Here is a 26,869-nt window from a genome sequence, read left to right as displayed (position 1 = left end):
ATGCGCGTATTTTTACTCAATTTAATATTGGCCATTAGCTGGTCGGCCCTGACCGGTAATGCGACACTGACAAACTTTTGTTTTGGTTATTTTGTCGGTTATCTGGCATTGCGGGTTTCGCCCAAGATCCCTGAGGGAACCAAGTACTTCCAGCGTCTACCTCGTCTAATCCGCCTAGGCAGTTTTTTTCTACAAGAACTGGTACTTTCAAGTTTACGTGCAGTCTTGGAGGTGTTCTCACCAAAATTACAAAGCCGTCCACAGGTAGTGCGGCTACCTCTAGAAATAACCGATCAAACCCAGATTTTTATACTGGCGAATTTAATATCACTCACACCGGGAACGGTAGTTCTGGAAATCACTCCGGATAACTCTGAATTTTTGGTACACACTATGTTCGTTGATGACCCAGATATTTTTCGTGAGGAAATTCATCTGGGATTTGAGAAACGCGTGCGGGAGGCGTTTTCCTGATGCACAGTACTATCGTTGATATCAACGCGCCGCTAATCGTAGCGGCCATTAATGTCTCATCACTCATTTTATTGCTGGCTCTGGCCATGTGTTTTATGCGAATTTTTCTTGGTCCAACACTGGCAGACCGGGTTGTAGCCCTCGATGTGCTGAATATTCTTGCAGTGGCCTATTGCGCTCTGTTGGCGATTGCCTCGGGAGAGCCAGCCTATCTGAGTGCGGCCATTGCCCTGGCGCTGGTAGCCTTCCTGGTGAGTGTCGCCTTCGCCCGCTTTATCGAGAAAAGCGGAAAAAAGACCGTATTACAAGAGGGAGGTGGCAGTGGTATTCGATGAGGTTTTTATCGCTACCCTTTTGCTAGTGGGCAGCCTATTCGGTTTTAGTGCGGCTTTGGGTTTGTTACGAATGCCGGATTTCTACACTCGCATGAGCACTTCGGGAAAAGCCGCCACCCTGTGCTGCGGACTGTTACTGGGGGGCGTAGCCGCAATGTTCCACGATACCCAGGTAACCGCACGCGCAGTGGCGGCGCTGCTATTTTTGCTCTTCACTGTGCCCATCGGGGTGCATATGATTGCGCGAGCGGCCTATCGGGTAGGCACCCCTATGTGGCGAGGCAGGACCGCCAGCCCCCGCTTCAAAAATCCGAAGAGGGACTTAAAGTAGATCCTGCCCAGGTGAATCAGTTACTGCTGATAGAGATCGGCAATCATCGCCTCACAGCGCTGAGCCAGCTCTTCTGAACTGTCATCCACCAGGATCACATGGCCCATCTTACGCCCGGGACGGAGCGTCTTGCCGTAGAGCCAAACGCCCTCATTCTTGCCTGTTGGCGCTCGATCCACACCAAGCATATTGACCATGGCAGCGGGTCGTGGGCACTCGGTGTCACCCAGTGGCATATCCAATATCGCACGCAAATGATTGGCAAATTGGCTGGTGCCCGCACCCACTAAAGTCCAGTGACCACTGTTGTGGACCCGTGGCGCAATTTCATTCACCAGCAAGCCTTCACTGGTGACAAAGCACTCCACTGAGAGTACGCCCACATAGTCCCAGTCATCCATCAACTTTTGCAAATAGGCACGGGCACTGGCCAATAATTGCTCATCCTGATAAGGCGCCTTGGAGAGTAACAGCGTACCTTGGCGATGCAAGTTCTCAGTTAGTGGGTAAGTCTTTACTTCCCCTGAAACAGAGCGGGCACCGATCAGGGAAACCTCACAGGAAAAATCTACCGAGGCTTCCACCACGCAGGGCAGATCTTTGGCCTCTTCTATGGCTTCCTGCAGCTCTGCTGCATCTTTCACCCGCCACTGGTTCTTACCGTCATAGCCATTTTCACAGCTCTTGATAAACGCTGGATAACCGAGCTTATCCAAGGCATTCAGTAATTCATCGCGCCCCTGCGCCGGCATAAAAGGCGCAACCGGAAGACCACTCTCAGTAAGTGCCCGCTTCTCTCTCAAGCGGTGTTGGGCTTTCTCAAAAACATGGGGATCTGGGTAAACGGGACAGAAGCGTTGCAACGCTCTCAACAGCGCCACATCCACCTGCTCACGCTCGGCGGTAATCACCTCAGGGCAACCAAGTGCCTGAAATAAATCCTCGCCACTGCCCGCCTCATCCAGCCTGACTATTGTGCCGAGACCTTCAACACAACCCGCGTCCTCGCCCTTCTCCGCCAGGAAACTAAATGTAATACCGAGGGGCTTACCCTCTTGTGCCATCATCTGCGCCAGCTGCCCGCAGCCGACAATAGCGATATGTCTGGTTACTTCACTCACTGACTTCACTCCACCGTTAGCGGAACCTGGTCAGTTTGACGCTCGCGCCAAGCGATCAGTCGCTCCTGTAGTTCAGCATCGCCCAGGGAGAGCATCTGTGCCGCCATCAGGCCCGCGTTATAAGCCCCAGAGGCACCTACCGCCTGGGTAGCTACGGCGATACCTTTGGGCATCTGCACGATGGAAAGAAGGCTATCCATTCCGGTCATAAAACGGCTTTCAACAGGCACGGCAATCACTGGCAGCGGGCTCATAGCGGCAATCATTCCCGGCAGGTGGGCAGAGCCACCAGCTCCGGCAATAATCACCTGGGTGCCGTTTTTGTGGGCTTCACTGGCGAATTCCACCAGACGCTGGGGGGTTCTGTGAGCGGACACAACCGCAGTGGCAAAAGGAACCTCCAGCTCGTTCAAGGGTTTGGTGGCATTGGCCATGGTGGGCCAATCCGATCGCGACCCCATAACGATGGTGACTTTTTCAAAGGGCAGTGATTTCACTTGCGGCTAACTCCAATGTTGAACAAACGCCAGGTAGACGGGAATCGCCACCAGGACATTGAAAGGGAACGTTATCGCCAGGGACAGTGTGATGGACACGCTGGCATTGGCCTGCGGCAGAGCCACAGACATAGCTGCGGGCACCGCGATATAGGAGGCGCTGCTACCGAGTACTGCCAGCAGGAAAATTCCTCCCGCCGACAACCCCAGTAATGCTCCCAGGGCACCCCCGGCTGCACCGCCTAGCAGGGGCATAAATATACCAAAACTCAGCAAGAACGCACCCTGCCCGCGCACATCTGCCAGTCGCGCCGCCGCGACTCTGCCCATTTCCAGCAGAAAAAGAGCCAGTACACCGTGAAATAACTGGCCAAAGAAAGGCATTACTGTTGCAGTGCGCTCACCGGCCCAGGCGCCGATGGCGATCCCGCCAAGCAGGAGAAGAACCCCCTGATTGCAAGTCAGTTCATGAGCCAGGCGCCCCTTGTTGCTGTTCTGCATCGATTTCCGTGCTAGAAGAATTCCCACCACGATAGCCGGAACTTCTAGCAGGGCAACAAATAAGGGGAAATAGGCTTCATAATCGATACCCTTCGCCTCCAACAGGGCCACCGCCACAGCATAGGTTGCCACACTGACCGACCCGTAGTGGGCTGCAGTAGCCGCTGCATCCAGCCGACTCCATTTGCCTATCCAATAGAGAAGCGGGAAGGCCAACAAAGGAAGCAGTGCACCAAAGGCCAAAATTGCGAGAGATTGAGGAATCAGGGTGGAAGCGGAATAAGTACTGAGCGCCGCCCCACCCTTGAGCCCTATAGCCAGCAGCAGAAAGATCACACAGCTTTGGTAGAGACCGGTGGGCAGGCGTAAATCACTACGTACCAGCTGCGCCAGAGCCCCAAGGATGAAGAAACCAACTACAACATCCAGCTGCATGATCAGTGCTTCCCGCGCTTGGAGCGATCACGGAGTTCAGATAGGGGTATTCGAATTTTCTGGGGAACACGCTTCATTAGCACGTACCCCACATTGGCAAGCACCACCACCAGCCCCACCACCATTAGTGCGGCGGCATCAATACCAACCAGCACCAATATCCATCCAATGGACATAACTAACAGTCCTACCAAGGTACCAAAGTAAAGTTGTGACTTGTGCATGCAGAGGCCCCCTATAGATTGAAGTGGGCGCATTATCCCTAGGTAGACCAATAGATAAAAATAGATAATGATTATGCTAACTATCATCTTTTATCTATGAATAAGAAAAATCATGTTATCCAGCAGAGCTCACTCCCGCATCGGCACTGTCAGGCAGTTGGAGGTTTTACTTACAGTATATGAACACCGTAGTATCAGTGGCGCCGCAAAAGCGCTGCACCTGACTCAGCCCAGTATATCCATGCAGTTGGCCAAGTTGTCTGGTGCCGTAGGCTTGCCCCTCTACTACGCCGTAGGCAAGCAATTGCAATTCACTGAAGCCGGACAGACTCTGGTGGACAGTGCCCGAGAAATCCTCAAGAGCTATGAATATCTGGAATTAAAGCTAGCCAGACTGCGCGGTCTAGAAACAGGGCGTTTACAACTGGCAGTCGTCACTACCGCCAAATATTTTATTCCCCACCTGATTGGCGAATTTTACGAGCAGCATCCAAAGTTGGATATTCTCTTTCGCGTGGGTAATCGTCAGCAGATCATCGACTACACCAGTGAGGATGAGGATGATTTTTATGTGTTCAGCCATCCTCCCAAAAACCCTGATCTGGAATTGGTGGAATTCCTGCCCAATCGACTGTTGGCCATAGCACCGGAGAAGCACCCGTTAGCAGGTAGAAAAAAAATTCCCCTTGAAGAGTTTGCCAGCGGTCCCTTCCTGCGGCGAGAGGAGGGCTCTGGAACCCGTCACGCCATTGAGCGTTTCCTACAGGAGAGACATATCGACCTCAATATTCGCATGACCATCGAAAGTAATGAAGCGATAAAGCACGCTGTAATGTCAGGGCTCGGGGTATCTATTCTCTCCGAACATACTCTCGCATTTGGCGGCCATTCCGGCCTGTCAATTTTAGAAGTGGAATCACTGCCAATTATTACCCATTGGTATCTGGCCAGGCGAAAGTCCCGTCCATTATCTCCTGCCGCCGCAGAATTTCTTGAGTATGCCCGCAACCTTGAGACGGTACCGGTAGAGAGCGGTATCGCTTGGCCTCTATCTCCCAATCAATAATCCATAGTGTAAAAGCACAGAAAAATTCAGTATTTGAATTGGCTAACTCCGCACACAGGTTAAACCTCTTGGCTGATAGCCAATCTTCCACCAAAAAATCCCGATTTAATACTCGTCAAATTTCCTCTGCACCTGCCGAATCCTGCTACTTTTTGGATACCTATTGGTGAGTCCAAAATCACCAGTTATCTAATGCAACGAGAAACAATAAATGGCGCCGGCCGTCATCGATTTTCACAGAAAGGTATAACGATGAAAATCCAGGGAATAATTTTCAGACTCTTTATATTCCTTTTAGCCACAAGCACAATCAGTGTTAAAGCTCAGGAAGATTGGCGCAACATTGACTGGGGTGAATTTATAGTTCGCTTCGGGCTCAGTTATGTTGCTCCTAATGATGCCGGAACTTCACTGAAATACCGCGTATTACAACAATGGGACTTATATAATTCGACCTGGGAAATAGACACAGCACAAACTTGGCAAATTTCCGGAGTATGGCGCCCCTCAGACCGCTTGGGGTTCGAGCTGATGCACATCAACAGTGCTGCCTATGATGTGACCCTCGACAACTTTACTGGCAACCCAGGCAGCAGCCAAATTCAACTGGGGGATTTTAAGGTATCAACCACTCTCGCCTTTGCTAACTGGTATTTTCTCGATCCATCCTATTTTTTTAGACCCTATTTTGGCGCCGGTATTAACTATACCGATTACCATACAGTTTCTATCAGCCGACAATTTGATGAATATTTGATGGACTCAGGTATGTCAGTGGCGCCCGGGGATCTTAATATGGGACATTCCTGGGATTGGGCTCTTCAAGGGGGAATCGACTTCAACCTAGATTTCCGTCAATTTCGTTATCCTCTGTTAATTAATCTGGCGGCTCTTTACTACTTATCAGATACCGACCCCACAGTTAACTTCCCCACAGAGTTAGGATCAGACCGCCTCTACGCACACTTCGATTACAACCCCTGGATCATCAATATTGGCATTGGCACCAAGTTCTGAATGGCGGAACTCTGTAAATGAAACTTAGTGCAGACACCCCAATGGAAAACTATAAATCAAACTATTTCGTCCGCCAGTGGATTAATGCTTTACTTTTTTCTCCCGCATTGACACTAGCGATTATTTTCCCCTTGAAAGCCATTGCGCAGTGTACTCCGAGTAATACGGGTACCAATGGCGCAGATCAAATAATCTGTGACGAAGATAATGATGCAGAAGAGGCCGATGTCGATGCACTAGGCGGCAATGACACTTTGGATTTAAATGGCGGCACGATCACTAGCGTCTTCGGTGGCGATGGCGACGATGCCATTCATGTGAAAGGGGCAATAGTTAAAGATTCTGTCTTTGGCGGAAATGGAAACGATCTAATCGTACTGGATAATCGCAGTAGCGACATTGGTAACTACCTCAATGGCGGGGGTATTTATGGCGGAGCTGGTGACGATAATATCCAAATTTTAGACGGACTCACCTTTCATGTTTGGGGTGGTGAAGGTAACGACCAAATCACTCTGGATGGAGGTTTCATTTTTAATTACCTGGATGCCGGCGGGGGAGATGATTACATCCACTGGGATGAGGGAATTAGCAATGAGATACGCGGTGGCTATGGGTCAGATACCTTAGTCATTGACTCCTATTCTTTCGAGGGTGATGCAATTTTAAATGGTGGTGATGATCTCAGTGCAGAAGATGGGGATATCGACACACTGATTTTCAAGCTAGACTACCGTGTGGATGGCAACAAACTAACCAACTGGGAACGTGTTGTTGTTTGGGGTAGTTCAAAAATTATTTTAACGGGCAGTTTAAATGTTGGCGGCGGCCAAGACTCTGAAAACAATCCATTAGGGTTACACATCAAATGGGGCGGCCAAACTTTTATAGATGCCAAAGAGTATAGAATTACCGGCAACGTAGCTAACGACGGTACTATCGATCTGGCGAATAAAGAATTCAACACTCTAATCATTCAAAAAGATAGTGATAATAATTATGGACACTATAGCGGCGACAAAGGACGCTTGTGGTTAGATGTAGCACTCAATGACAGCTCTGCCAGCAGTGACCAGCTAATCATCAGAGGGGATACCAGCGGATCAACTTATATAACCGTTTATAATCGCAACGGCACTGGCGCACGCACCCAAGACAATGGAATAAAACTAATTTCTATCGAGGGTGACTCTACTGAAGATGCTTTTATTTTAAACGGCGACTACATTACCAAGGATGAGCAACCAGCGACTATTGGTGGAGCATACGCCTATACCCTGCACCACAGTGACGAAACTGGAAATGAGGATGGTAATTGGTATCTACGTTCTACGGTAAGTAATTCAAGCCGCCTTCCCAAAGGCGGTATGATTCGCTGGCAGCCCGCTGCGGTAATGTATGAAACCCTTCCGCAAGTGCTGCGCTCTTTAAATATCCCCTCCACATTACGGAGTCGTGTAGGCAATCGTTATTGGGTTGGTAGCAGTTATCGGGACGTCTATAACACCGATTACACCAGTTCATTGGAAACCTCTATTGATCGCAAGGGACTATGGCTACGTAATGGCGCACGCTACATAACTACAACTCCCAAAGAGTCCACCACCTGGGCAAGTTGGGATCAAACTTATTATCAATTTCAGGTTGGTATCGACTTTCCTCTCAACCTATTAATTCTTGACACCACACCTATTGTTAGTTTGGCTTTGCACTATGGCGATTCAAGAAATACAGTAGAATCTTTTTTTGGTGATGGTAATATAGATGCCAAAACATATGGGGTCAGTAGCTATTTAACCTGGTATGGCTACCAAGGCCTATACCTGGATACTCAGTTTAAGCTAAGTTGGTTTGACTTTGACTTTGACGCAAAAGACCTACGTACTCTTCGTAATAGCAGTGAGGGCTATGGTTATGGCTTTTCTGTAGAAGGAGGGTGGAGCTTCAAGCTCTATGATTATTATTCCATTACCCCCCATGCACAACTTATTTATACTTCTGAGGAAGCGGAGGATTTCGATGATACCTACGAAGTAAAAGTAGGAGACATTAATAATAATGGTTTTTTACTTCGCCTAGGCACCACTTTCGAAAAGCGTAAAAGCCAGCGCAAATCAAGTAGAAATATGTACGGTTCCCTACCTCTGGAGCGCTTTGGTTATTATGTAACTCCTGGAGTCACTCTAAATCTCAATCAGGAAACTGACTTGGTCATTTCTGGAGCCCGCCTCTACCAAAAACCAGACTTTTGGTATGTAGACTTAAGAATGGGGGCTAGCTATGAGGAATGCGGGGACCACTGTTCCATTTATACCGAATTATTTTTCAGCAGCGGCCTGGAGAGTATTGGGGACAGTTTTGTGGGAGGGCTGGAGCTTGGATTTCGTTATAAATGGTAGACTCTAGCTTCTAATCTCAACGACAATTCAATCTTTTACTATTTTAACAAATCATAGATGTCATATTCAGAGAAAACCTTCTTAATTTTGCAATCATTCCCCTGACGGTTCTTATGATTTTCCTTCATTAATGCATATTCTTGTGAGCCCTGAATCATTAAGAAGCGATGTCTCCAGCTACGGGAATCAGAAATACGCGCAGCCAAAGTCCCGCTTTTAATACTCATTGCCTTCAACCAAATATCATCTGCATTTGGGCACAAGGCCATAAATTTTTCGGGGTCAAACGCATCCTTATGCAAAGAGTTTGGAGGATACATAACCCCTCCCATGCCTGTTGGAAAGACTAAATGAGATGCCTCTGTGTCCCTTATACTACTTTCCCAACTTCCATAAGGCAGTAGTGCTCCTTTTTTATCTAGACGCATTCGATGAGCCCTGTGGCAATAAATCTTGGATGGATCTTTTTCATATGCCTGATAAAGTAAATCAATCATATCCGGCGGATAAAGAACATCATCATCAACAGTAACAATCAAACTATCAGGAAATTTTTCAAAAGCATAAGCATATTTTTTATAGGGTCCCAGGTCTTCCTCAACAAAAAATATTTGCAGTCCTCTTTTCTGTTGCTTTTTAAGGGTCTCGGGCAAGGTCTTATTTGGAAAGTTCTTGGTAGACAACCACAGAACAATTGCATCAGCCTTAAGGGATTGCTGGAAAAGGCTTTCAATACACAAATATAAATCGTGGATTCGCTTATCGAAGGACGTTAGAGATATAACGATATTATCTCTCTTAGTATTTCCCACTCCAAGATCTGTATTGCTTGAAGCGTGTAGACCAAGCAACTGGCAGCGAACAAGTGCTTCCAACTTCAAATTATTGTTTAGGTCGTGCTTTTTTAAGCGCTTCTTTAAAAAATATTGGAACATTCAGGGCCATCCAGCAAACTCAACCTATTGTACCGAATAGCCGAACAGCAATCCGCTCAGCTTGGGAACACCATCAAAAGAGAAGAGGGCGGAAGTGGGTACAAACTTGGCAGATTATGCCAGATGCCACAGCCAATGGCCACTCAAACACCATATTTAGGACAAAAACCCAATTAAAGGCCGAGGGGCAGTTTCTTTCACCTAAAAAAAAGTGCTTGAGTAGCTTACCCCTATCTAGGGCAGCTCTGATCTTTCACCCAACTCACCTCCTAGTGAGGACTTAAAACAGGCTGGTTTCGCTCCTGTAAATAGTCAAGTAATTGATACTCTGAAAACACCCTTTTAATCTTGCAGTCATTACCACCTGTGCCTCTCAAGTTAATCTCCTTTAACTGTTGAATCTGTGACCCCTGAATAGTAAGAAAGCGTTCCCTCCAGTATCGATAGTCTGGAACCCTAGTAACATATTTTCCTCGCAATAAACTCATCGCCTTCAACCAAACATCATCAGCAGCAGGACATAACTCCATAAATTTTTCACTATTGAAAGCATCCTCATGTAATGAATCCGGAGGGTACAAAACCCCAGCCATTCCCGTAGCAAAAAGGAAAGGAGATGGCTCACTATTTAGCCCATAAGAGCGCCAACTTTCGTAAGGTTTCAATTCCCCTTTTCCGTTTAACAGAATCTTATGTGCCCTATGACAATGGATATGTGAGGGAGCTCTCAAATAAGATTGATATAGTAAATCGATAGTATCTGAAGGATAAAGCACATCATCATCCACAGTGACGATGAGACTATTTGGAAACATATCAAAGGCATACATATATTTCATATAAGGCCCAAAATCATTCTCCACGAAATGAATTTGTAGGCCTCTAGCCTGCTGTTTTCGAAGTATCTCAGGTAATCTCCTATCGGGGAAATCACGTAAGGATAACCATAGAACTATCGCATCTGCTCTCAAGGATTGTTGATAAAGGCTTTCTATACATAAGTAAATATCATAAATACGCTTATTATAAGAAGTCAGTGAAACGACTATATTATGTGGCTTATCATTGCCAATGCCGGATGACTCGCAATTCAGAGCCTTCAAGCCTAGAAGATGACCTAAAACCAGAGACTCCACCTTTAAATTATTATTAGAATCATGTTTTTTTAATCTTTTTTTAAGAAAATACTGGAGCATGTTGGAATACCGTTGATTAGCCTTCGAGGACTCATTGGTGACGATAAGCCCACATTAATTCCATTTTGTTGAAAGTAAAGTCCATTAGCCAGACCTAAATCAGGGAGCCTTTGATTGTGGCGCCTAATTCCCCAACATCCAGTTTAAATTGTTGATCAATGCCCAGAAATATAGAGCCTAAAAATCACATTCAGGGCATTTGAGACAAATGCTATTCATTATACCCAGGGTTAACTCTATCCAACCTCCTTAAAAATCCAGGCCAAGCCAATAGCCCCCCTTGATTACTGGTAACCATATCTCCTTCACTCACTATTTTATCCACAATATTCTGGGGCACCGGAGTGAGTGGTGGGTTGCCAGCAAGAGCTGTGACCTGAATTTCACAGGCACGCTGCAATATAAACATTGCTAAAAAGGTATCAGGAATAGTAGAAGCGCAGGTTAACAGTCCGTGATTGCGCAAGATCATATAGTTCGCTGATCCCAGATCAGCCACCAAACGTGACTTTTCATCCTTGCGCACAGCAATTCCCTCATAGTCGTGGTAGGCAATACTTGCAAGGGGAAATAGTGATTGCTGCGAGATTGGCAGTAAACCCTCTGCGTGAGCAGATACAGCTACCCCGGCAGTAGTATGGGTATGTATAACGCAGTGGGCATCTTTCCTCGCTTCATGAATTGCACTGTGAATAGTAAACCCTGCAGGATTCACCATTGCCACATTTTCATCCACTTTATCCCCCTGCAAATCGATTTTTACCAAACTTGAAGCAGTAATTTCGTCGAAAAACATTCCAAAAGGGTTAATAAGAAAGTGTGATTCTGGCCCAGGAATACGTACAGAGAGATGAGTGAAAATAGTATCGTCCCACCCAAAATAGGCGATCAATCGGTAAGCCGCAGCCAAATCTATACGCAATTGCCACTCTTCATCCCTAACACGTCCCTTAAGTGAAGGTATGGTTTCCAGTTTCATCGTCCTCTCCCCAGCTTTATTAGAGCTCAAATTCTGAATCATCCCTGCTGTAAACACTGTCAAATTGTTTACACTTGGCAAATGAATAAAAACGTTAGTTTCCTTGATAAATGCCCACTGCTAGCTGGCCTACCCGGTGAGGGTCGAGAATTCTTAGCCCAACAGGCACAATGCCAGTACTTTTCTCAGGGTGATTGCATCTACCCTTCGGGCTCCCATCAGGAGCGCCTTTCAATTATCGCTGAAGGACAAGTAAGAATATGCTCCAGTAATTTTGCCGGGCGCGAAGCGACCCTTGCGATTTTAGATAGTGGAGCTTGGTTTGGTGATACCGTATTTTGCCCTGGCACTCCGCGAGTATTTGGTGCATGCGCTCACGCTGACTGTGCTGTAGTCGATATTCCGGGTGAAATCTTGAGGGCAAAAATGAAACAACACCCCGAAGCCTACCCAATAGCATTGGAACAAATTAGCCTCAGGCTTTGGACAGTAATGTCCATTATCCAGGACGACGTACTACGTGGTACCGAAGCGCGAATTGCTCGACGTCTGCTTTTTATGGCCCAAATGCACAACGGCGGCGAAAAAAGTGGCCCAACCAGTTTCCGCCTCACCAAAGAACTACTCGCCAACACCATGGGGATGACCCGGCAGGGAGTACACCGGGTATTAAAGAATATTGAATCCAAGGGACTAATAGAGTGCTCTTACGGTCGCATCAGTGTGCCGGATATCTCGCACTTGGATACCTATATAAAGCTGTTGGACTGAGAGGATTTCATCCGACCTCGCCAGCTTGCGCCGCGTCTGCCTCACCAGCTTCGCGCGCTTTCTTGCGGCCATAATAGGCAAGCAACATCCCCGATGGAAACATAAGTACTCCATATACGGCTGAAGGCACCGACATTTCACTGGAGTGCATCAGTGTGAGGGTCACCATGAGACCAATAGTCCCGTTCTTGATGCCCAGCTCGGTAGCTACTGCCAGACCATCCCGCCGGGAAAGCCCACTGAAGTGGCTGATGATTAAGCCAGTCAACACCCCCAGTAAATTCAGCAAAATTGTAGAGGGGCCGGCCAACAGCATGAGCTCTCCAATCCGGTCTCTCATACCCCACACCAATCCCACCACTAAAATGACCAGTACCAGCGCCCCAAAAATACTTACAATGCCCTCAGCGCGGCTGGCTAAATGAGGGTTCCAAGCCCGTATCAACATACCAATCACCACGGGCAGCAAGACTATCACCGATAACATGGCGACAGTTTTGGCAAAAGGGAGAACGATTTCCTGCTCTGCTCCAAAGTATTGGCGCAGGGCAAAATTGGTGAAGAATGGCAGGGTCAGAATCGTAATTAGGCTTGCCGAAACCGTTAACACTATGGAGAGCGCTACATTACCGCGAGCGAGCAACGTAAAAAGGTTTGAGGTCGTTCCACCCGGGCAGGCTGCAATAATCACCAAACCCACAGCTATCGGTGCGGGTAAACTGAGCGCCCAACACAGAACAAAAGCCACAAGTGGCATAAGTACAATCTGGGCAAGTGTGCCCACCACTAACCCACCTGGTTTTACCGTCACCTGGTGGAAATCCCTGGCGGTCAGGGTCATTCCAATGCCCACCATAATGATAAACAGTGCGATGGGTAGACCGATCGAGATCATAGGCCCTGATTCCACATTCACCTCCTCTTTTTATTATTGTCTGGCTATATTTCCCCATATCCCATGTAGATTACGCTTTGGCAAAAACGTGTAATCCACACGAGGTGAGATATAGGGGGACAGCAGTTTTATTATTAAATATCTCTCTGGAAGATGAACCCTAGCACAGTCCCAAGTCAAGTGCCGATTCTGGTAGAATCAGAGCGCTTTTTTGCCGCTAACAGGGTTTATATGACCAATCGACTTCCCAGCCCTATTGTAGATGACTGGTCCAACCTACTTTGGTCCCTGGGCAGTAGCGATATTGTTGATACTAGTGACAAATCAACTAGCACCATTGACCTGCCATGGCTACCTATGGCTCGCCGCAACCAATTGCACACTTATTTTTCCCACAAAGAAGTCAAACAAGAATTAATAGATAAGCTCGAAACATACCTGATTGAAGGCGACCGACACAAACCCACCAACCGGCTTGGCGTTTACTTTGAGCGACTCTGGTCTTTCGCTTTTCAATACCACCCAGATTACCAGTTGCTGCACCAGAACCTGCCCCTGCGTATTGAGGGTAGAACTCTCGGCGAACTGGACTTTGTGGTTCATCACCTACCCAGTAATCGCTGCGAGCACTGGGAGGTTGCGGTGAAGTTCTACCTCGCTCAGCCCGTCGGCTTCTGGGTTGGCCCAGGCCTCAAGGATCGCCTGGATATCAAATTAAAGCGTATGGCGGAACATCAACTGCCTCTCATCCAGCAACAATCCGTACAAACTCTATTAGAAGCTCAGGAGCTTTATATTGATCGGCAGTGGACGCTGATGCCAGGCCGACTCTTTAACCGATTACCAACTCTTGGTAATCGGACAGCTGGGGGTAATCTGAAACAACTATGCAATAGTAATTGGTGGACCGACTTGGAAACCCTCGGAAACCTTGCCACTCAAGGAAATATCTCAGCAGGCCTGCGCTGGCTCCAACTTCCCAAAAAAGCCTGGCTAGCATCAATAGAATGGGAAGAACCCCACGGCGTCTCTTTTGAGCAACTTATGGCCGGACTTCAGAGCTCAGCAATTGATAAGCCTCTATGTTTTGCTCTTATGGGCCAAGAAGGTGAAATGGGTCGCGGCTTTATTGTGCCTAGCGACTGGCCGCGTAGAGCACAGGCATCATTCCCACAGAAACACCCATAACGTCCTGAGAGAAAACACTTTCTGCCTACCACTACTTGTGGGCCCGCCCTCCCTACCAATTTACTTATCTAAAGCCCACAGCAAAAAACTTAAAGCAAAATTTTTCCAATTATTTATTGACTTGGATCAATTTATATTTACAATTTTCAGAAATTTCTGAAACTTAAGAAGATAATGAAACTATCCAGTCAAGCCCAGGCTTTTGTACTGCACTTTGGAGAAATGGGCAGCCGGTGGGGTTTTAATCGCACCGTGGGCCAGATGTTTGCCCTGCTTACCATCCACCCTTCCCCCCTAAATGCCGAGCAGCTGGCTCAGGCACTGAAGATCAGTCGCGGCAATGTGAGTATGGGCCTCAAAGAACTGCAAGCCTGGCGCCTTGTTGAGCTACAGCACCAGCCAGGTGACCGAAAAGACTATTTCACCGCTGCAGGGTCCATCTGGGAGCTTGCTCGAACTGTATTTGAAGAGCGACGTAAACGTGAACTGGACCCCACCCTGAGCCTATTGCGCCAGCTCTTGCTCAATGAGCCTCAGGATGAACAAGAAGCACAGGCCCAGGAAAAAATTCAAGAAGTCTACAGTCTGCTGGAATTACTTGAAGAGTTTGCCAACACCCTGAGCAAGCTGGAACACGACGATTTACTCAAGCTAATGAAACTGGGCTCCGGCATCGTCAAGCTACTGGAGCTGAAAAGTAAAATGACAGGAGGAAAGGCTCCAGAATAAACCTATACCTGAATTGCCCGCTGGGCAACCAAGACAGGCGGTAAAAGGATAAACCGCCGCCGACACAACGTCGGCAGCCGCTCAATAAACACCGTGGGTCCATACTCCTGCAATGGTGTTTAACGGGCACCCCCGGGCCTATCAGGAAGAGTCGCCCGGTTATCTGGTTAATAAATTAGTCCGACCAGCAGAGGCTCCCATGCTAGATACTCTGATCCTCTCCCGAATACAGTTTGCGGCCAATATCAGTTTTCATATTCTCTTTCCCACCATCACAATAGCCCTCGCCTGGATTATTGTTTTCTTCAAGCTTCGCTACGACCAAACTGATAATCCTGTTTGGATGAGAGCCTATCGTTTTTGGGTAAAGGTCTTTGCCCTAACCTTCGCGCTCGGTGTCGTTAGTGGCATCACTATGTCTTTCCAATTTGGTACCAACTGGCCAGGATTTATGGCACGGGTTGGCAATATCGCCGGGCCTCTCTTGGGTTATGAAGTGCTTACCGCTTTTTTTCTGGAAGCCACTTTTCTAGGTATCATGTTGTTTGGAATAAATCGTGTCCCCAGCAAAGTTCACACCTTCTCAGCCTTTGTAGTAGCTATTGGCACCACACTTTCCGCCTTCTGGATCATTGCACTCAATTCCTGGATGCAGACCCCATCCGGCTTTGAACTACGAGATGGTGTCGCCTACCCCGAGAGCTGGCTGGCTATTATTTTTAATGCCTCTTTCCCCTATCGCCTCACTCATATGCTACTGGCCTCGGGTCTCACTGCAGCCTTCTTTGTCGCAGGTATCTCTGCTTACCGGATACTTAAAGGTGACCCAAAGCGTGCACCGCGGCTAGCACTAAAAACCGGGTTGGTATTGGCAGCTGTTTTTATTCCAATCCAGATTTTTGTCGGCGACCTACACGGTCTTAACACTTTTAAGTACCAGCCGCAGAAAGTGGCGGCAATGGAGGGAGTATGGGAGACCGAAAGGGGCGCGCCACTATTACTATTTGCAATACCCGATGGTGAGAAGAAGACCAATCATTTCGAGATAGCTATCCCCAAAATGGCCAGCTTTATTCTGACCCATGATTTAAATGGAGAAATAAAAGGTATCGAAGAATTCCCCAATGATCATCCGCCGGTTGCACCCGTTTTCTTCGCCTTCCGAATTATGGTGGGTATGGGGATATTAATGCTGGCTGTCGCCTGGGGAGGTTGCTACCTCCTCTGGCGGCGCAAAGAGCTACCCAACTGGGCGCTCAAAACCCTGGTAGGAATGACGTTCGCGGGTTGGGTAGCCACCTTAGCAGGCTGGTATGTCACTGAAATTGGTCGGCAACCATGGCTTGTGACCGGGGTTCTCAAAACCGCAGATGCCGTAACCCAGATTCCACCTTCCCATGTGGGCTTCTCTCTCACCCTATATCTGCTTGTCTATGTCATCCTGCTCTATGCCTATATTCACACCCTAAAAGTAATGGCTTTGAAATCTGTCAAAGTGGAGGAGTTTGAAACCAAAGAACCTCTCGCCGGTGGCAGCCTGACCAACCTACCGAAATCCACCCAAGAGCAATCCAAGGGGGAATCCCATGAATGAGGCCGCATCATCCGCAGCCTATTGGCTACCCGTTGTCTTTATCGGCCTAATGGGTCTAGCAGTACTGGTTTACGCCATTCTGGATGGTTACGACCTTGGGGTGGGTATTCTCCTCCCCCTGGGTAAGGAAGACGAGCCCCAGCGGGACACCATGATTGCCTCGATTGGTCCTTTCTGGGATGCCAATGAAACCTGGCTGGTGCTCGCCATCGGCCTGCTGCTTATCGCCTTTCCCATCGCCCACAACCTAGTGCTGATGCATCTCTATATACCAGCAGCGATAATGCTGGTGGGGCTGATTTTGCGCGGCGTGGCTTTTGACTTTCGCGCCAAAGCAGCCGTGGGGCATAAGCTCGCTTGGGACAGGACGTTTAAAGCAGGATCCATAATCACCAGCCTGGCCCAGGGTTATATGCTGGGGCAATATGTGATGGGGTTCCAGCCTGGCTGGCAGGCACAGCTTTTCTCTGCAGTCAGTGCCCTGGGGGTAACTGCCGCCTACAGCTATATGGGCTCGGCCTGGCTGGTATTGAAAACCGAGTCACTGTTGCAGGAACGGGCAGTACGCTGGGCGCGTCGGGCTGGGCGGGCGACTCTCCTTGGCGTAGTCTCAGTCTCCACGATCAATCCACTGGTCAATCCAGCCGTTTTTGATCGTTGGTTCAGCTATCCACTGGTGATGTTCGTACTCCTGATACCCACCCTGTGTTTTCTGGCTTTTATTTTTAATGACCTCCTGCTGGCCAGGTTACCCAAAGCCAACGATAGGCACAGTGCGCTGCCCTTCACATTGGTAGTGACTATTTTTCTGATGTGCTTTATCGGCCTGGCTTTTAGCTTCTTTCCCGACATAGTGCCTGGGCAGCTGAATATCTGGCAGGCAGCCAGTGCCACCGCTTCACTGAAATTCATTTTAGTGGGCGCCCTGATTGTAGTGCCGATCATACTGATCTATACGGCATTCTCGTACTATGTGTTTCGCGGTAAAGCTTCCGAACTTCACTACCATTAGCACAACCTTTTTCGAATTGTGTGGGATAGTAACACTTGATCAAAATTAATCCGCCAGCGCGGAACTATCCCACAATTCGAACAAAATCCCCTTGCTCCCCGAAATTGGTACGATAATAATCATCAATTCCAGAAGACAATTTTTTACAAGGAAGTAAAGCGCACTTCTGGCGCTTGCCAACTGCGCTTGTCTAAGGGGAGGTGAATTTGAACCAAATCGATCGACGTGCTATTAGCCGGCGCGACACTGCTAGTCCGCGCAAACCACAACGTAAAAACGGCCGTGAGAAGTATGAAAAGCTTCTCGACGCGCTGGAAACCCTCATTGCCGAGCAGGATTCCACGGACATAAGTCTAGCCAATCTGAGCCAGGTAGCTGGGGTCCCAGCTGCATCCGTGTACCACTTTTTCCCAAGCGTAGATGCCAGCCTTACCGCTCTGGCGGAACGTCACTACAAGTCATTTGGCGATGTGGTACTGGGGCACTCTGATTTCTCACCAGCGGATAGCTGGCAAGATATGCTCTACCACCTGTGCGACTTAGTGCGTAGTTATTACGAAGATAATATCTCCGCACTCAAAGTACACTACGGGCCACAGTCCAGCTGGGCTCTACGTCAATTACAGATGGAAAACAACTGGCGCTTGGCAGATACCTTGATTAAGAATCTGTCTCGTGAATTTGAGTTGCCTCCATCACAGGACTGGCGCGACCGTTTTATGTGCGCCATCAATATCAATGATTCGTTTTGTTCCCAGGCATACTCGCGTTTCGGAAGAATTACCGAGGAAGCCGCCGCAGAGGGCAAGCGTGCCGCTGCAGCTTACTTAAAGCTGTATCTCGGAGAGCTGTTGCAAAGACGTCAGTTGCGCTTTGCTCCATTAGAAGCCTCTGCATAAAGCCTAAATTTTATTAATTAAAATTTAGATAATATCGACACACCTAGGGCCTGGCAATAATATTTGCCAGGCTTTTTTGTGTACCCAGCCAACAAAACTTCCAATTAGTTAAATTTCATTTTTTATCAATATAAAAATTACGAATGCGGCAATACTGAAAGCCATTAACATTTCACCATCGCTTTCGCCTTACAATGTCATAAACGACACACTCAGAGTAAACTTCTGATCAATCACAAGCATACTCTCTAAAAAAACTGGCATTCTAAAATTTTCTTTTGTTAGAATTTTTCTTCATAAAGAATACCGCCTTCAAGAAATCCTATAATTGAACAACCTTTTCACACCTAAAAATTAGCCGCCTAATACGTTATCAGCTTGAAACAACGGGGGTAAATCATCGTCCAATGATTAGCAGCCCAGTCTGCTTCTTGGTGGTGATTTTTGTGACTTTAAATTCACAAACTAATATTACCCTTGATGCTTTAACTGAATGGAGGGGAGGTTTTCTATGTCCATAGCCGCGCATGAGCTGGAGTTGGATTTTCCCGAGTACGCCGATACTATCAAGCACCTGATCAGGAATGACGTAGAATTCAAGCTAGATAACGACCAATATCGAAAACTGGATAAACAAATTAGAGGACTACAGGATAGTGGCATCGGCACTGATGACGATCACTATTCAAGACTAAAAAAACAACGCGCCTATCTCAAACAACACCTCTATAACCGTATTACTGATGTCATTCCCCATCATTAGTAGTTATTTTGCAAAATTAGCGGCGCCTCATCACCAATGCCGACCATATAGAGTGGCTGAGTGATTAAGCGCCGTTATGCAACTCTTTCTGACTTACTCCTCCCCCTTTGCCCGAAAAACCCGAATTGTTATAGAAGAACTCAAGTTACACTCCCGCGTTAGTGAAGTTTTTTCTCACCCTTTTCACAATACAAATGATTTAATATCCAGTAATCCTTTAGGTAAAGTTCCCTGCCTGACCTTAGATAACGGCAACGTTATTATGGATAGCGAAGTGATCTGTGAGTTCCTAGATAAACAACTTGGAGATGGCCACCTCAGCTCTGCGATAGACAATGACTGGAATTTAAAAACACTCTATAGTGTGTCCTCAGGTCTAATGGAGATCTTGGTTCACAGACAGGTAGAGAAAATTCGCGGGCGTGAAGGGCTTCATTCAGAATTTTGGTGGCAGCGCTACAACAGTGCAATCAATCGTACCCTGGATTTTTTTGAAGCCAGAGTCCTTCAATTTCCCCAGACATTTTGTCTTCTACAAATTGCGCTCGGCTCAGCACTTTCATACCTAGATTTTCGGCACGAAGACTTCAACTGGCGCAAAGATAGGCCACAACTAAGCGCCCTATCAGAAATCCTCGAAGTACGAGAAAGCTTCAAAATAACGCCATTACGCGACTAACTTAGCTCTTAAATCTGTAAGTAAAACTTAGCGTCGCCAAGACTGCCTGCAATTTCAACTTAATTAAGCATGACTTAAATATTTTCAACGTATCTCCCTACATCACTTTTCTAGCAAAGACTGCATTTTGGCGGAGTAATGAGTTTTAACCATTTCTCAGAGCCACATAAGTTTCTCTAAACTGTCATATCCCGCCGATAGCCTGTGGGCTTTTTTAGGGCCTAATTATGTCTGACAGATCAAAAAGCCCCATGTGGATACTGCTGCATGCTGCATTAGCAATAGCAGTGATCTGCAGTCTTTTCAGTGGGTTGCGTATTGCCACACTCACTAAACCCGCCATTGCCTCAATTGAAGAACTGCTGCCCCAGGGAGAGGTACACAGTGTACATTTCTTCTCTGCACTCCTGCTTTCGCTGGTTGCCCTTTCCTATTTATACTCGAATGCTATTCGACTTTATCGAATTGAACAATCATGCGCTCATAAACAATGGAATTACCACCGAGTAGTCACCTGGGGGGGCATTAGCCTCATTGGCATCTCGTTGGCCAGTGGCTGGCTGCTCTTTACTGGGATAGGCCAGTTATCACTGGTCCGAATATTACATTTTTTCGCCGCGCTTGGACTCAGCGTCTATATTTTTCTACACGCAGGCGTTTATCTACTGCAGTTCGGGCAAAGTGCTCTTCTCTATATCCTCAAGCCAGCCACAAACAGAAGAGTTCAACTGGCATTGCTATGTAGTTTGCTGCCCATCTTTCTGCTCGGCGGTTGGCTGCTTCTGACCAAATTTTCTTATTATCAACTGCCGGTAACCTCAATTCCTATACATACGATCATTGATATTGATGGCCATGCCGATGAACCCCAATGGGCAAAAGCTCAGCCACTAAAAATCAGTACCGATGGCGGCGCAAATTTTTATCAGGGTCGTACTGATGTGCATCTCAAAGCTCTGCAAAATGGTGAGGAGATTTATTTTCATATTTCCTGGCAGGATCCCACAGAAAGCCTGACTCATTTACCCCTGAAAAAAACGGATCAAGGTTGGAAGATCAAGCAGCAAGGCTTTGAGAATTTTGATGAAAAGAATTTTTACGAAGACAAATTTGCCTTGTTACTTTCCAGTCACTGTGACTTCGGAGGTGCTGGCACCGCCCATCTCGGACGTTCACCACTGGCAAACAAGCCATCAAACTGGCATGGCAAGGGGTATCACTACAGCCAATCGGGGCAACTTCACGATCTTTGGCACTGGAAAGCAGTACGCACTAATAAAATGTATCTGGCGGATGACAATTTTATCGGCGCGCCAGATAAAGTGCGTGCAGGTAAACGCCGCTACACCGCAGGTTACCAACAGGATGCAAAGGAATCCGGTGCTTATTTACTGAACTGGAAATGGTATTCCCCCACTGGCATCACTCCTAAACGCTTGCCTAGTGATGCTAATGTATTGGCTCCCTTTCAAAATGTTAAAGAAGGCCAGGAGCTTGATTGGACCATCTCCTGGTTTGATTACCAACCTTACTCAGCAGAAAGCGACCTGATAGCACCAGGTACTCTTATGCCTTCGGTACTTTATACCTCCAATCGCTTCGAGGGTGATCGTGCGGATGTTAGAGCCAAAGGTATTTGGCGTGATGGATACTGGTCGCTAGAGCTTGTACGCAAATTAAATACAGCCTCTCCCCTGGACATTTCTATCGAAGATGGCACCTGCCTGTGGGTTTCCGCATTTGATCGCGCACAAGTTGCCCACACCCGTCATACCAGAGCCATCCAACTGAATCTGAGTAAAGCGCTATGATCACGCGATTCTTTTTGATTTTTATTCTCCCCGCCTGTCTGATTGGTGCTGCCGTTATCCACACACCACAGGCTCCAAAACCGCAGCAATACCACCTTCTAAAAGTGAGCGCTGAGGGAAAAGTAATGGATACCTGGGAGGGCCCCTGGTCCTGTGTCTGCGATAGCCGCAGCGGTCTGCTGTGGGAGGTCAAGACAGATAGTGAGGACATTCACGATGGACGTTGGACTTATTCGCGACTATTAAACAATCAGGGCGTTGCCAATAATGGAGATTGTTATTTCGAAGCAGAGCGCTGTGACACAGAGGATTTAATCCGGCACACTAACCGGGAACAACTCTGTGATGCAAAACATTGGCGCCTGCCCTCCTCCAGCGAACTGCGTTCACTGGTGGCTCCAGACGCACAGCCGGGAAGCCCCAGTATCGAAACTGGATACTTCCCCAAAACCCAGCGCGGTGATTACTGGACCAGTGATGGCGACCTCCCCCTCGAAGGCATCTACTCCTATCTAAAAGTCGGTGGCGCAGCGGTCAATTTTATAAATGGGCAAACCGTCACAATTCCCTATCGCAATGCAGCTTTCACACGCTTGGTAACCAATCGTTCAAGCATCTGTCACATCGTTCCCCAATAATTCCTGCGCGCCACCAACCTGCCCCCTCCAGGCGGTGGCCTCTCACAAAAAGTCCCAACTTTGCAGAGGAATTTCCGCAATGAGACGATATATAGGCCCCGCTCTCACTATTTCGACATTGTTGCTGGCAGTCAACGTCAGTGCCGCCACCAAACACTACCGCCTTGCCTGGGATGGCGATGCTTCCAGCAGTGCTGTCATCGGTTTTTCTCCAGATGGCAACAGCAGTAATCCCTATGTCAGCTACGGTTACTCCACCAATGAAAGCAGCTGGAACAGCGCATTTGTCAGCAATAGCGAAACATTCGATAGCGGTATCACCAGCCATTTTGTACGCCTGCAAGATTTGAATGCGGACTCTCCTGTTTATTTTCGTGTATGTGACCAAAATGGCTGTGGTGAGCGATTTTGGTTTAGGACAGCTCCAGCAGAAAACGCGCCTTTTGTAGTAATTGCCGGTGGTGATACCCGCACAGGACATACCACTCGTCGCCAGGGAAATACTCTGCTAGCTAAAATACGCCCTCTCGCAGTGATGCATGGCGGCGACTTCACCAATGCCAATAGCGCCTCAGAAATGCGAGAATTCCTCGACGACTGGGAGTTGACTTACTCCAGCGATACGATTGATGGTTATAGCTACAAGCGAATCTACCCATTGATCCCCACTCACGGCAATCACGAAGATGATAATTACTCGACCATCTGCGAAGTCTTCGGCGTGGATTTTAATGGCGATGGAGACTGTTCGCCCAGCGACACTTATGGTGCCGTGCAGGTGTCACCTTTACTGCGTATTTACACCTTAAATAGCCAGTTTCAGAATAGTGGATGGTCCTCTTACGCCAGCGCAATGAATAATTGGCTGTCGAGCGATTTATCCAGCTATGGCAGCGCCGCCAGCTGGCGTCTCGCCCAATATCACAAGCCCATGTTCCCCCATTACAGCGGCAAGTCTGACAATCCCACTTTATTTAACTGGTGGGCGCAGTCATTTTACGACTATGCGATGAACCTGGTGGTGGAATCCGATACTCATCTCACCAAAATGACTGAGGCCGTGATACCCAGTGGCATTAACTTTTCTACCACCAATAACGGCGGTACCGTTTACGTGGGGGAAGGGAGTTGGGGCGCTCCAGCGCGTTCCGCTAACGACGCCAAAACCTGGACCATCGACATGGCCAGTATCCAGCAGTTTAAGGTCATCCAGGTGAGTGAAAGTGGACTGGTAGTGCGCACTGCACAGTTCGATGACACTGCAGAAACTCTGACTCGGGAGGCGCGTGCCGCCGATCCACTCATCCTGCCAGATAATGTGAATTGGTGGACCGCCAACCGCCTGGGGGAATCCATGAATTTGATCGCTAATAACGCTGGCCGCACCGTGATTCAAGAGAGCTCAGATAGTAACGGCAGCTTTTCCCTACCAATAAGCGATGATGTGTTTATCTCCTCCCGTTACGCATCAAGTAATTTTAACCATGACCCCGAAGGACTACTGGCCGATGGGAGTGACCACACCTATGGGACACTCTACACACTGATTAAATTTGATCTAGGCAGTCTTTCCGACTGCTCCTCTATCAGCTCTGCCACTCTGCAGCTGAATGTCACGAATCGATCGGGTAGCACTTTCGGTATCTACCAGGCCGCCAATAACTGGAGTGAGGAAAACGCCACCTGGAACTCTGTGGGGGGCTCATCGGTACGTGGCAATCTGGCAGAGAGCTTTGTGCCTTTTTATAAGGGTTTAGAAAGTATCGATCTTCTGTCTTCCGGGCTTCTCAATAGTTGGCTTAGCGGTATAAATACCGGGCTTGTTATTGCCGCGCGCACTGGTATTAACGGTGTGGACTTCACTTCCAAGGAAAGCGGCATGTCACCGGCACTCAAAGTTGAGGCTACTTGTAACAATTTTGCTCTAAAAGCGAAGCCGGCCGCTTCCACTTATCAGGGACTCATACCGCAACGACTAACGGGTGATATGAGGCCCGACAAACTGTTGCCCACCTTGCCCGGCATCTCCCAATTAAGGGGTCACCAGGTTGAAGTTCCTATCAAACTTATCGAAGAGTCTGCCAAACTGGATCAAAGCCAAGGGATTGCCGCGCACCTTTAAGCGCCCCTCCTTGATCATGGTGGGAGCACCGACCAAACCACTGAACATCAGTCGCAGGTCGGTGCTACTTAGTGCCAAACTCGCTGAGGGATCTTCACTGTGTCGATCTGGATAACCGTGTAAAACTCCATTTTTAACGACCACTAAGTATTTATTTTTGTTGTCCGTCATCTCAATATTTAAGCGGATATCCGCTTCCGCCGCCTTCTCCCCATTAAGGCGCACCGCCATGGCATCGAATAAAAGTTGTAGAGGCACCCGCGCTACAATTTCTTCCGGCGGCTGCATCTCTTCACGGAACTCAACTCCGTGGCGTAACTCCCTGGCACCGCTTAAATAAAAATTGCGCCAAATTCCAGACTCCGCCTGATACCCCAGCTGTTCGAAAGCATCCGCCAATAAATAACGTGCCTCCTGATTTTTTGGCTCAGCAAAAACCAAGTGCTTTAACACCATCGCCACCCAACGGTAATTTCCCTGGGAAAAATCCTGCCGTGCCCGTTTCATTATTTCTTCTTCCCCCCCCATATACTCTACATAGTGAAGCGCGGCTTCTTCCTGAGGGAGTGGGTGTAGATTGGAAGGGTTCCCATCAAAATATCCTAGATAACGGTTGTACACCGCTTTTGCGCCCACATTGACCGTACCGTAATAACCCCGGTTAGCCCAGGTGTGGGAGAGCGCCTCTGGCAATTGTATTTGTTCGGCGATTTCGATCATGTCGTGGCCATGGTTAGCCAGGCGTAGAGTCTGATCGTGAATATATTTGTAGAGATCTCGTTGCTTTACTAGGTAATCCAGCGCCTCACTATTTCCCCAGGTGGGCCAGTGATGGCTACTGAAAACCACCTGGGTATCTCCACCAAATTTTTCCATGGCTCTCTCTATGTAGCGACTCCACGCCAGCGCATCCCGAGTTTTAGCACCGCGAAGCGTATAGATATTATGTAAAGTGTGATTGGCAATCTCACTCATACATAGGGCGTTAAACTGGGGAAAGAAGAAGACCATCTCAGTGGGAGCTTCGGCTCCAGGGGTGCTCATAAAGATGATATCTACACCATCTATTTTCATCTCTGCCCCTTCTTCGGGAATCAACTGTGTAGGCGTTGCAATACCGTGCTCTCCATCAGACACGCGATTGCCAAGACCCGAGGACACAAATCCATCTGGGCTGGATGGTAACAGGTCCCCAAATTGGTAGAGCGCCCGCCGCTGCATCACATTGCCCGAGCGGACATTCTCGCTGATTGCCTCCTCGGAAAATCCGTCAGGCGCGATAATTTCCACACTTCCTTCGGCTAGCTGTTGCATGGTGAGAACTCCCGCTACACCGGCAAAATGATCCGCATGGCTGTGGGTAAAAATTACAGCGCTAACAGGCCTATTGCCTAACGCCCTATTAGCCAGGGCCAAGCCAGCAGCAGCTGTCTCCATAGAGGTTAAGGGATCGATAACAATCCATCCCGTTTCCCCTTTGATCAAGGTCATATTGGCTAGGTCTAGTGAGCGAACCTGGTAAATCCCTTCAACAACTTCAAACAACCCATTGTTCAAAGCATTAAGTTGAGCCTGCCGCCAAAGACTCGGATTAACTGTATCCTTTGGCGCCCCATCTAGAAATTGCATCTGAGCCAGTCCATAGACCTCTCTTCCCATAGCGTTTGTAACCTGTGCTCCCGGAATCGTGGCAATAAACCCACGTTTGGCTAGGCGGAAATCCAAGTCATTGGAGAAAGGCAATTGCTTCGCTACAGACAAGTTATGCGCTTTGGTAACTTTACTCGCCGGCTTAACTTTGGCATTCAGTTCCTCAGAATGTTTGGTCGCTTTTTGTGAATATTCACCACAAGCCATCAATAAAAGACAAAGCACCCCAAAAATAAAAAAAATACGCATACAGAATCTCCTTATAAATCATTGCCATAGGCTTAGCCCTAGAATAAGAAAATAGAATCATGGGCCAGCACACCTGAACGCAACAGCTTATCTCTGCGTATTGAGGTGGTCTTGTTTTAACTTCCCAAAGAAGCTATCGCTCACACATCATAAAAGCCACCAATATTAAAAAATAGTGCTAGGCACCCGTATTTATTTCGTCATTTTCAACAATTAAGTTTTTAAAGAAGCTTAACAACCAAATAGATTACATTTAATCCTTAGAAATTATTCATCAAAGACAAAGGTGATTAGTACCTATAAAATCACGATAGATAAATACGGATAACGTCCAATATCGCCCCCAAAAAACCACGCTA

At 47.8% G+C, this 26,869-nt stretch carries 26 protein-coding genes; 17 read left to right on the top strand and 9 right to left on the bottom strand.

Annotated elements, in window-relative coordinates:
- The 3 genes from ACJJIC_RS06435 to mnhG are packed head-to-tail and all read left to right on the top strand — an operon-like array spanning window position 1 to window position 1,140.
- Window positions 1-474 (top strand): Na+/H+ antiporter subunit E, encoded by a 474-nt coding sequence (locus ACJJIC_RS06435; RefSeq protein ID WP_252083285.1) that lies wholly within the window; start codon window positions 1-3, stop codon window positions 472-474.
- Complete coding sequence (locus tag ACJJIC_RS06430) at window positions 474-809, top strand: cation:proton antiporter (protein WP_252083286.1); 336 nt, start codon at window positions 474-476, stop codon at window positions 807-809. The genes ACJJIC_RS06435 and ACJJIC_RS06430 overlap by 1 nt, the downstream gene beginning before the upstream one ends.
- On the top strand, window positions 796-1,140 hold the full coding sequence (mnhG, locus tag ACJJIC_RS06425; protein WP_252083287.1) for a monovalent cation/H(+) antiporter subunit G: 345 nt from the start codon (window positions 796-798) through the stop codon (window positions 1,138-1,140). Before ACJJIC_RS06430 ends, mnhG begins: the two co-directional genes overlap by 14 nt.
- A 20-nt stretch (window positions 1,141-1,160) precedes the next feature.
- Here mnhG and ACJJIC_RS06420 read toward each other — a convergent pair whose 3' ends face one another.
- The 4 genes from ACJJIC_RS06420 to ACJJIC_RS06405 are packed head-to-tail and all read right to left on the bottom strand — an operon-like array spanning window position 1,161 to window position 3,918.
- Window positions 1,161-2,261: a 5-(carboxyamino)imidazole ribonucleotide synthase gene (locus ACJJIC_RS06420; protein ID WP_445356630.1), complete on the bottom strand. Its 1,101-nt coding sequence runs from the start codon at window positions 2,259-2,261 to the stop codon at window positions 1,161-1,163.
- Between the two features lie 5 nt (window positions 2,262-2,266).
- Window positions 2,267-2,758, bottom strand: a complete 492-nt coding sequence (purE, locus tag ACJJIC_RS06415) for a 5-(carboxyamino)imidazole ribonucleotide mutase (protein ID WP_286036982.1) — start codon at window positions 2,756-2,758, stop codon at window positions 2,267-2,269.
- A gap of 6 nt (window positions 2,759-2,764) precedes the next feature.
- A complete protein-coding gene (locus tag ACJJIC_RS06410; protein ID WP_252083289.1) occupies window positions 2,765-3,694 on the bottom strand; it encodes a sodium-dependent bicarbonate transport family permease in 930 nt (309 codons plus the stop codon).
- 2 nt (window positions 3,695-3,696) lie between these two features.
- Window positions 3,697-3,918 (bottom strand): hypothetical protein, encoded by a 222-nt coding sequence (locus ACJJIC_RS06405; protein WP_444903144.1) that lies wholly within the window; start codon window positions 3,916-3,918, stop codon window positions 3,697-3,699.
- A 112-nt stretch (window positions 3,919-4,030) separates the two neighbouring features.
- Here ACJJIC_RS06405 and ACJJIC_RS06400 point away from each other — a divergent pair, with 112 nt between their 5' ends.
- The 3 genes from ACJJIC_RS06400 to ACJJIC_RS06390 all read left to right on the top strand — a co-directional run bounded on the left by ACJJIC_RS06400 (window position 4,031) and on the right by ACJJIC_RS06390 (window position 8,400).
- Window positions 4,031-4,984: a LysR family transcriptional regulator gene (locus ACJJIC_RS06400; RefSeq protein ID WP_444910499.1), complete on the top strand. Its 954-nt coding sequence runs from the start codon at window positions 4,031-4,033 to the stop codon at window positions 4,982-4,984.
- 252 nt (window positions 4,985-5,236) lie between these two features.
- Window positions 5,237-6,001 carry an OmpW/AlkL family protein gene (locus ACJJIC_RS06395; protein ID WP_445356629.1) on the top strand — a complete coding sequence of 255 codons (765 nt, stop codon included), beginning with the start codon at window positions 5,237-5,239 and terminating at the stop codon, window positions 5,999-6,001.
- Between the two features lie 17 nt (window positions 6,002-6,018).
- A complete protein-coding gene (locus ACJJIC_RS06390) occupies window positions 6,019-8,400 on the top strand; it encodes an autotransporter family protein (protein ID WP_445356628.1) in 2,382 nt (793 codons plus the stop codon).
- A gap of 38 nt (window positions 8,401-8,438) precedes the next feature.
- On the opposite strand, the gene ACJJIC_RS06385 is transcribed toward ACJJIC_RS06390, so the two are convergent.
- The 3 genes from ACJJIC_RS06385 to ACJJIC_RS06375 all read right to left on the bottom strand — a co-directional run bounded on the left by ACJJIC_RS06385 (window position 8,439) and on the right by ACJJIC_RS06375 (window position 11,510).
- Window positions 8,439-9,335 (bottom strand): glycosyltransferase, encoded by an 897-nt coding sequence (locus ACJJIC_RS06385; RefSeq protein WP_445356627.1) that lies wholly within the window; start codon window positions 9,333-9,335, stop codon window positions 8,439-8,441.
- A gap of 269 nt (window positions 9,336-9,604) precedes the next feature.
- Complete coding sequence (locus ACJJIC_RS06380; protein WP_445356626.1) at window positions 9,605-10,531, bottom strand: hypothetical protein; 927 nt, start codon at window positions 10,529-10,531, stop codon at window positions 9,605-9,607.
- Between the two features lie 211 nt (window positions 10,532-10,742).
- Entirely contained in the window at window positions 10,743-11,510 is a 768-nt protein-coding gene (locus ACJJIC_RS06375) for a class II aldolase/adducin family protein (protein ID WP_445356625.1), read from the bottom strand.
- 81 nt (window positions 11,511-11,591) lie between these two features.
- On the opposite strand from ACJJIC_RS06375, the gene ACJJIC_RS06370 reads away from it, so the two are divergent.
- Window positions 11,592-12,281 (top strand): Crp/Fnr family transcriptional regulator, encoded by a 690-nt coding sequence (locus ACJJIC_RS06370; RefSeq protein ID WP_445356624.1) that lies wholly within the window; start codon window positions 11,592-11,594, stop codon window positions 12,279-12,281.
- Between the two features lie 7 nt (window positions 12,282-12,288).
- On the opposite strand, the gene ACJJIC_RS06365 is transcribed toward ACJJIC_RS06370, so the two are convergent.
- Window positions 12,289-13,176: a bile acid:sodium symporter family protein gene (locus tag ACJJIC_RS06365; protein ID WP_445356623.1), complete on the bottom strand. Its 888-nt coding sequence runs from the start codon at window positions 13,174-13,176 to the stop codon at window positions 12,289-12,291.
- Between the two features lie 231 nt (window positions 13,177-13,407).
- Here ACJJIC_RS06365 and ACJJIC_RS06360 point away from each other — a divergent pair, with 231 nt between their 5' ends.
- The 10 genes from ACJJIC_RS06360 (at window position 13,408) to ACJJIC_RS06315 (ending at window position 24,611) form a co-directional block, all read left to right on the top strand.
- Complete coding sequence (locus ACJJIC_RS06360) at window positions 13,408-14,364, top strand: DUF1853 family protein (RefSeq protein ID WP_444910504.1); 957 nt, start codon at window positions 13,408-13,410, stop codon at window positions 14,362-14,364.
- Window positions 14,365-14,538: 174 nt separating this feature from the next.
- The gene (locus tag ACJJIC_RS06355) at window positions 14,539-15,093 is read left to right on the top strand and encodes a GbsR/MarR family transcriptional regulator (RefSeq protein WP_444887187.1); all 555 of its coding nucleotides are present in this window, start codon (window positions 14,539-14,541) and stop codon (window positions 15,091-15,093) included.
- Between the two features lie 199 nt (window positions 15,094-15,292).
- The gene (locus tag ACJJIC_RS06350) at window positions 15,293-16,687 is read left to right on the top strand and encodes a cytochrome ubiquinol oxidase subunit I (RefSeq protein ID WP_252083301.1); all 1,395 of its coding nucleotides are present in this window, start codon (window positions 15,293-15,295) and stop codon (window positions 16,685-16,687) included.
- Window positions 16,680-17,699 (top strand): cytochrome d ubiquinol oxidase subunit II, encoded by a 1,020-nt coding sequence (locus ACJJIC_RS06345; RefSeq protein ID WP_252083302.1) that lies wholly within the window; start codon window positions 16,680-16,682, stop codon window positions 17,697-17,699. The genes ACJJIC_RS06350 and ACJJIC_RS06345 overlap by 8 nt, the downstream gene beginning before the upstream one ends.
- Window positions 17,700-17,905: 206 nt before the next feature.
- Complete coding sequence (locus tag ACJJIC_RS06340) at window positions 17,906-18,598, top strand: TetR/AcrR family transcriptional regulator (protein WP_252083303.1); 693 nt, start codon at window positions 17,906-17,908, stop codon at window positions 18,596-18,598.
- A 511-nt stretch (window positions 18,599-19,109) separates the two neighbouring features.
- Entirely contained in the window at window positions 19,110-19,361 is a 252-nt protein-coding gene (locus tag ACJJIC_RS06335; protein WP_252083304.1) for an HP1242/YdcH family protein, read from the top strand.
- Window positions 19,362-19,437: 76 nt separating this feature from the next.
- Window positions 19,438-20,040 carry a glutathione S-transferase N-terminal domain-containing protein gene (locus tag ACJJIC_RS06330; protein WP_445356622.1) on the top strand — a complete coding sequence of 201 codons (603 nt, stop codon included), beginning with the start codon at window positions 19,438-19,440 and terminating at the stop codon, window positions 20,038-20,040.
- A 227-nt stretch (window positions 20,041-20,267) separates the two neighbouring features.
- The gene (locus tag ACJJIC_RS06325; RefSeq protein ID WP_444910506.1) at window positions 20,268-21,851 is read left to right on the top strand and encodes an ethylbenzene dehydrogenase-related protein; all 1,584 of its coding nucleotides are present in this window, start codon (window positions 20,268-20,270) and stop codon (window positions 21,849-21,851) included.
- Window positions 21,848-22,489, top strand: coding sequence for an Lcl C-terminal domain-containing protein (locus ACJJIC_RS06320; protein ID WP_444910507.1), 642 nt, complete (start codon window positions 21,848-21,850; stop codon window positions 22,487-22,489). The genes ACJJIC_RS06325 and ACJJIC_RS06320 overlap by 4 nt, the downstream gene beginning before the upstream one ends.
- A 79-nt stretch (window positions 22,490-22,568) precedes the next feature.
- Window positions 22,569-24,611 carry a DNRLRE domain-containing protein gene (locus ACJJIC_RS06315; protein ID WP_445356621.1) on the top strand — a complete coding sequence of 681 codons (2,043 nt, stop codon included), beginning with the start codon at window positions 22,569-22,571 and terminating at the stop codon, window positions 24,609-24,611.
- Here the strand turns inward: ACJJIC_RS06315 and ACJJIC_RS06310 are convergent.
- Window positions 24,522-26,510 (bottom strand): alkyl/aryl-sulfatase, encoded by a 1,989-nt coding sequence (locus ACJJIC_RS06310; protein WP_444910509.1) that lies wholly within the window; start codon window positions 26,508-26,510, stop codon window positions 24,522-24,524. The genes ACJJIC_RS06315 and ACJJIC_RS06310 overlap by 90 nt on opposite strands.
- Window positions 26,511-26,869: the final 359 nt, after the last annotated feature.

Source organism: Microbulbifer mixtoriginis (SeqCode) (assembly GCF_052468275.1).
This window is presented reverse-complemented; position numbering and strand designations above follow the sequence as displayed.

Bases quoted from the DNA above. Each gene is read 5' to 3' on its own strand.
- ACJJIC_RS06385 (WP_445356627.1), bottom strand. From the start codon at position 9,335: ATGTTCCAATATTTTTTAAAGAAGCGCTTAAAAAAGCACGACCTAAAC.
- ACJJIC_RS06350 (WP_252083301.1), top strand. From the start codon at position 15,293: ATGCTAGATACTCTGATCCTCTCCCGAATACAGTTTGCGGCCAATATC.
- ACJJIC_RS06380 (WP_445356626.1), bottom strand. From the start codon at position 10,531: ATGCTCCAGTATTTTCTTAAAAAAAGATTAAAAAAACATGATTCTAAT.
- ACJJIC_RS06310 (WP_444910509.1), bottom strand. From the start codon at position 26,510: ATGCGTATTTTTTTTATTTTTGGGGTGCTTTGTCTTTTATTGATGGCT.
- ACJJIC_RS06320 (WP_444910507.1), top strand. From the start codon at position 21,848: ATGATCACGCGATTCTTTTTGATTTTTATTCTCCCCGCCTGTCTGATT.
- ACJJIC_RS06395 (WP_445356629.1), top strand. From the start codon at position 5,237: ATGAAAATCCAGGGAATAATTTTCAGACTCTTTATATTCCTTTTAGCC.
- ACJJIC_RS06410 (WP_252083289.1), bottom strand. From the start codon at position 3,694: ATGCAGCTGGATGTTGTAGTTGGTTTCTTCATCCTTGGGGCTCTGGCG.
- ACJJIC_RS06405 (WP_444903144.1), bottom strand. From the start codon at position 3,918: ATGCACAAGTCACAACTTTACTTTGGTACCTTGGTAGGACTGTTAGTT.
- ACJJIC_RS06345 (WP_252083302.1), top strand. From the start codon at position 16,680: ATGAATGAGGCCGCATCATCCGCAGCCTATTGGCTACCCGTTGTCTTT.
- ACJJIC_RS06370 (WP_445356624.1), top strand. From the start codon at position 11,592: ATGAATAAAAACGTTAGTTTCCTTGATAAATGCCCACTGCTAGCTGGC.
- ACJJIC_RS06335 (WP_252083304.1), top strand. From the start codon at position 19,110: ATGTCCATAGCCGCGCATGAGCTGGAGTTGGATTTTCCCGAGTACGCC.
- ACJJIC_RS06315 (WP_445356621.1), top strand. From the start codon at position 22,569: ATGAGACGATATATAGGCCCCGCTCTCACTATTTCGACATTGTTGCTG.
- ACJJIC_RS06435 (WP_252083285.1), top strand. From the start codon at position 1: ATGCGCGTATTTTTACTCAATTTAATATTGGCCATTAGCTGGTCGGCC.
- ACJJIC_RS06330 (WP_445356622.1), top strand. From the start codon at position 19,438: ATGCAACTCTTTCTGACTTACTCCTCCCCCTTTGCCCGAAAAACCCGA.
- ACJJIC_RS06360 (WP_444910504.1), top strand. From the start codon at position 13,408: ATGACCAATCGACTTCCCAGCCCTATTGTAGATGACTGGTCCAACCTA.
- ACJJIC_RS06375 (WP_445356625.1), bottom strand. From the start codon at position 11,510: ATGAAACTGGAAACCATACCTTCACTTAAGGGACGTGTTAGGGATGAA.
- ACJJIC_RS06400 (WP_444910499.1), top strand. From the start codon at position 4,031: ATGTTATCCAGCAGAGCTCACTCCCGCATCGGCACTGTCAGGCAGTTG.
- ACJJIC_RS06355 (WP_444887187.1), top strand. From the start codon at position 14,539: ATGAAACTATCCAGTCAAGCCCAGGCTTTTGTACTGCACTTTGGAGAA.
- ACJJIC_RS06430 (WP_252083286.1), top strand. From the start codon at position 474: ATGCACAGTACTATCGTTGATATCAACGCGCCGCTAATCGTAGCGGCC.
- ACJJIC_RS06390 (WP_445356628.1), top strand. From the start codon at position 6,019: ATGAAACTTAGTGCAGACACCCCAATGGAAAACTATAAATCAAACTAT.
- ACJJIC_RS06365 (WP_445356623.1), bottom strand. From the start codon at position 13,176: ATGATCTCGATCGGTCTACCCATCGCACTGTTTATCATTATGGTGGGC.
- ACJJIC_RS06325 (WP_444910506.1), top strand. From the start codon at position 20,268: ATGTCTGACAGATCAAAAAGCCCCATGTGGATACTGCTGCATGCTGCA.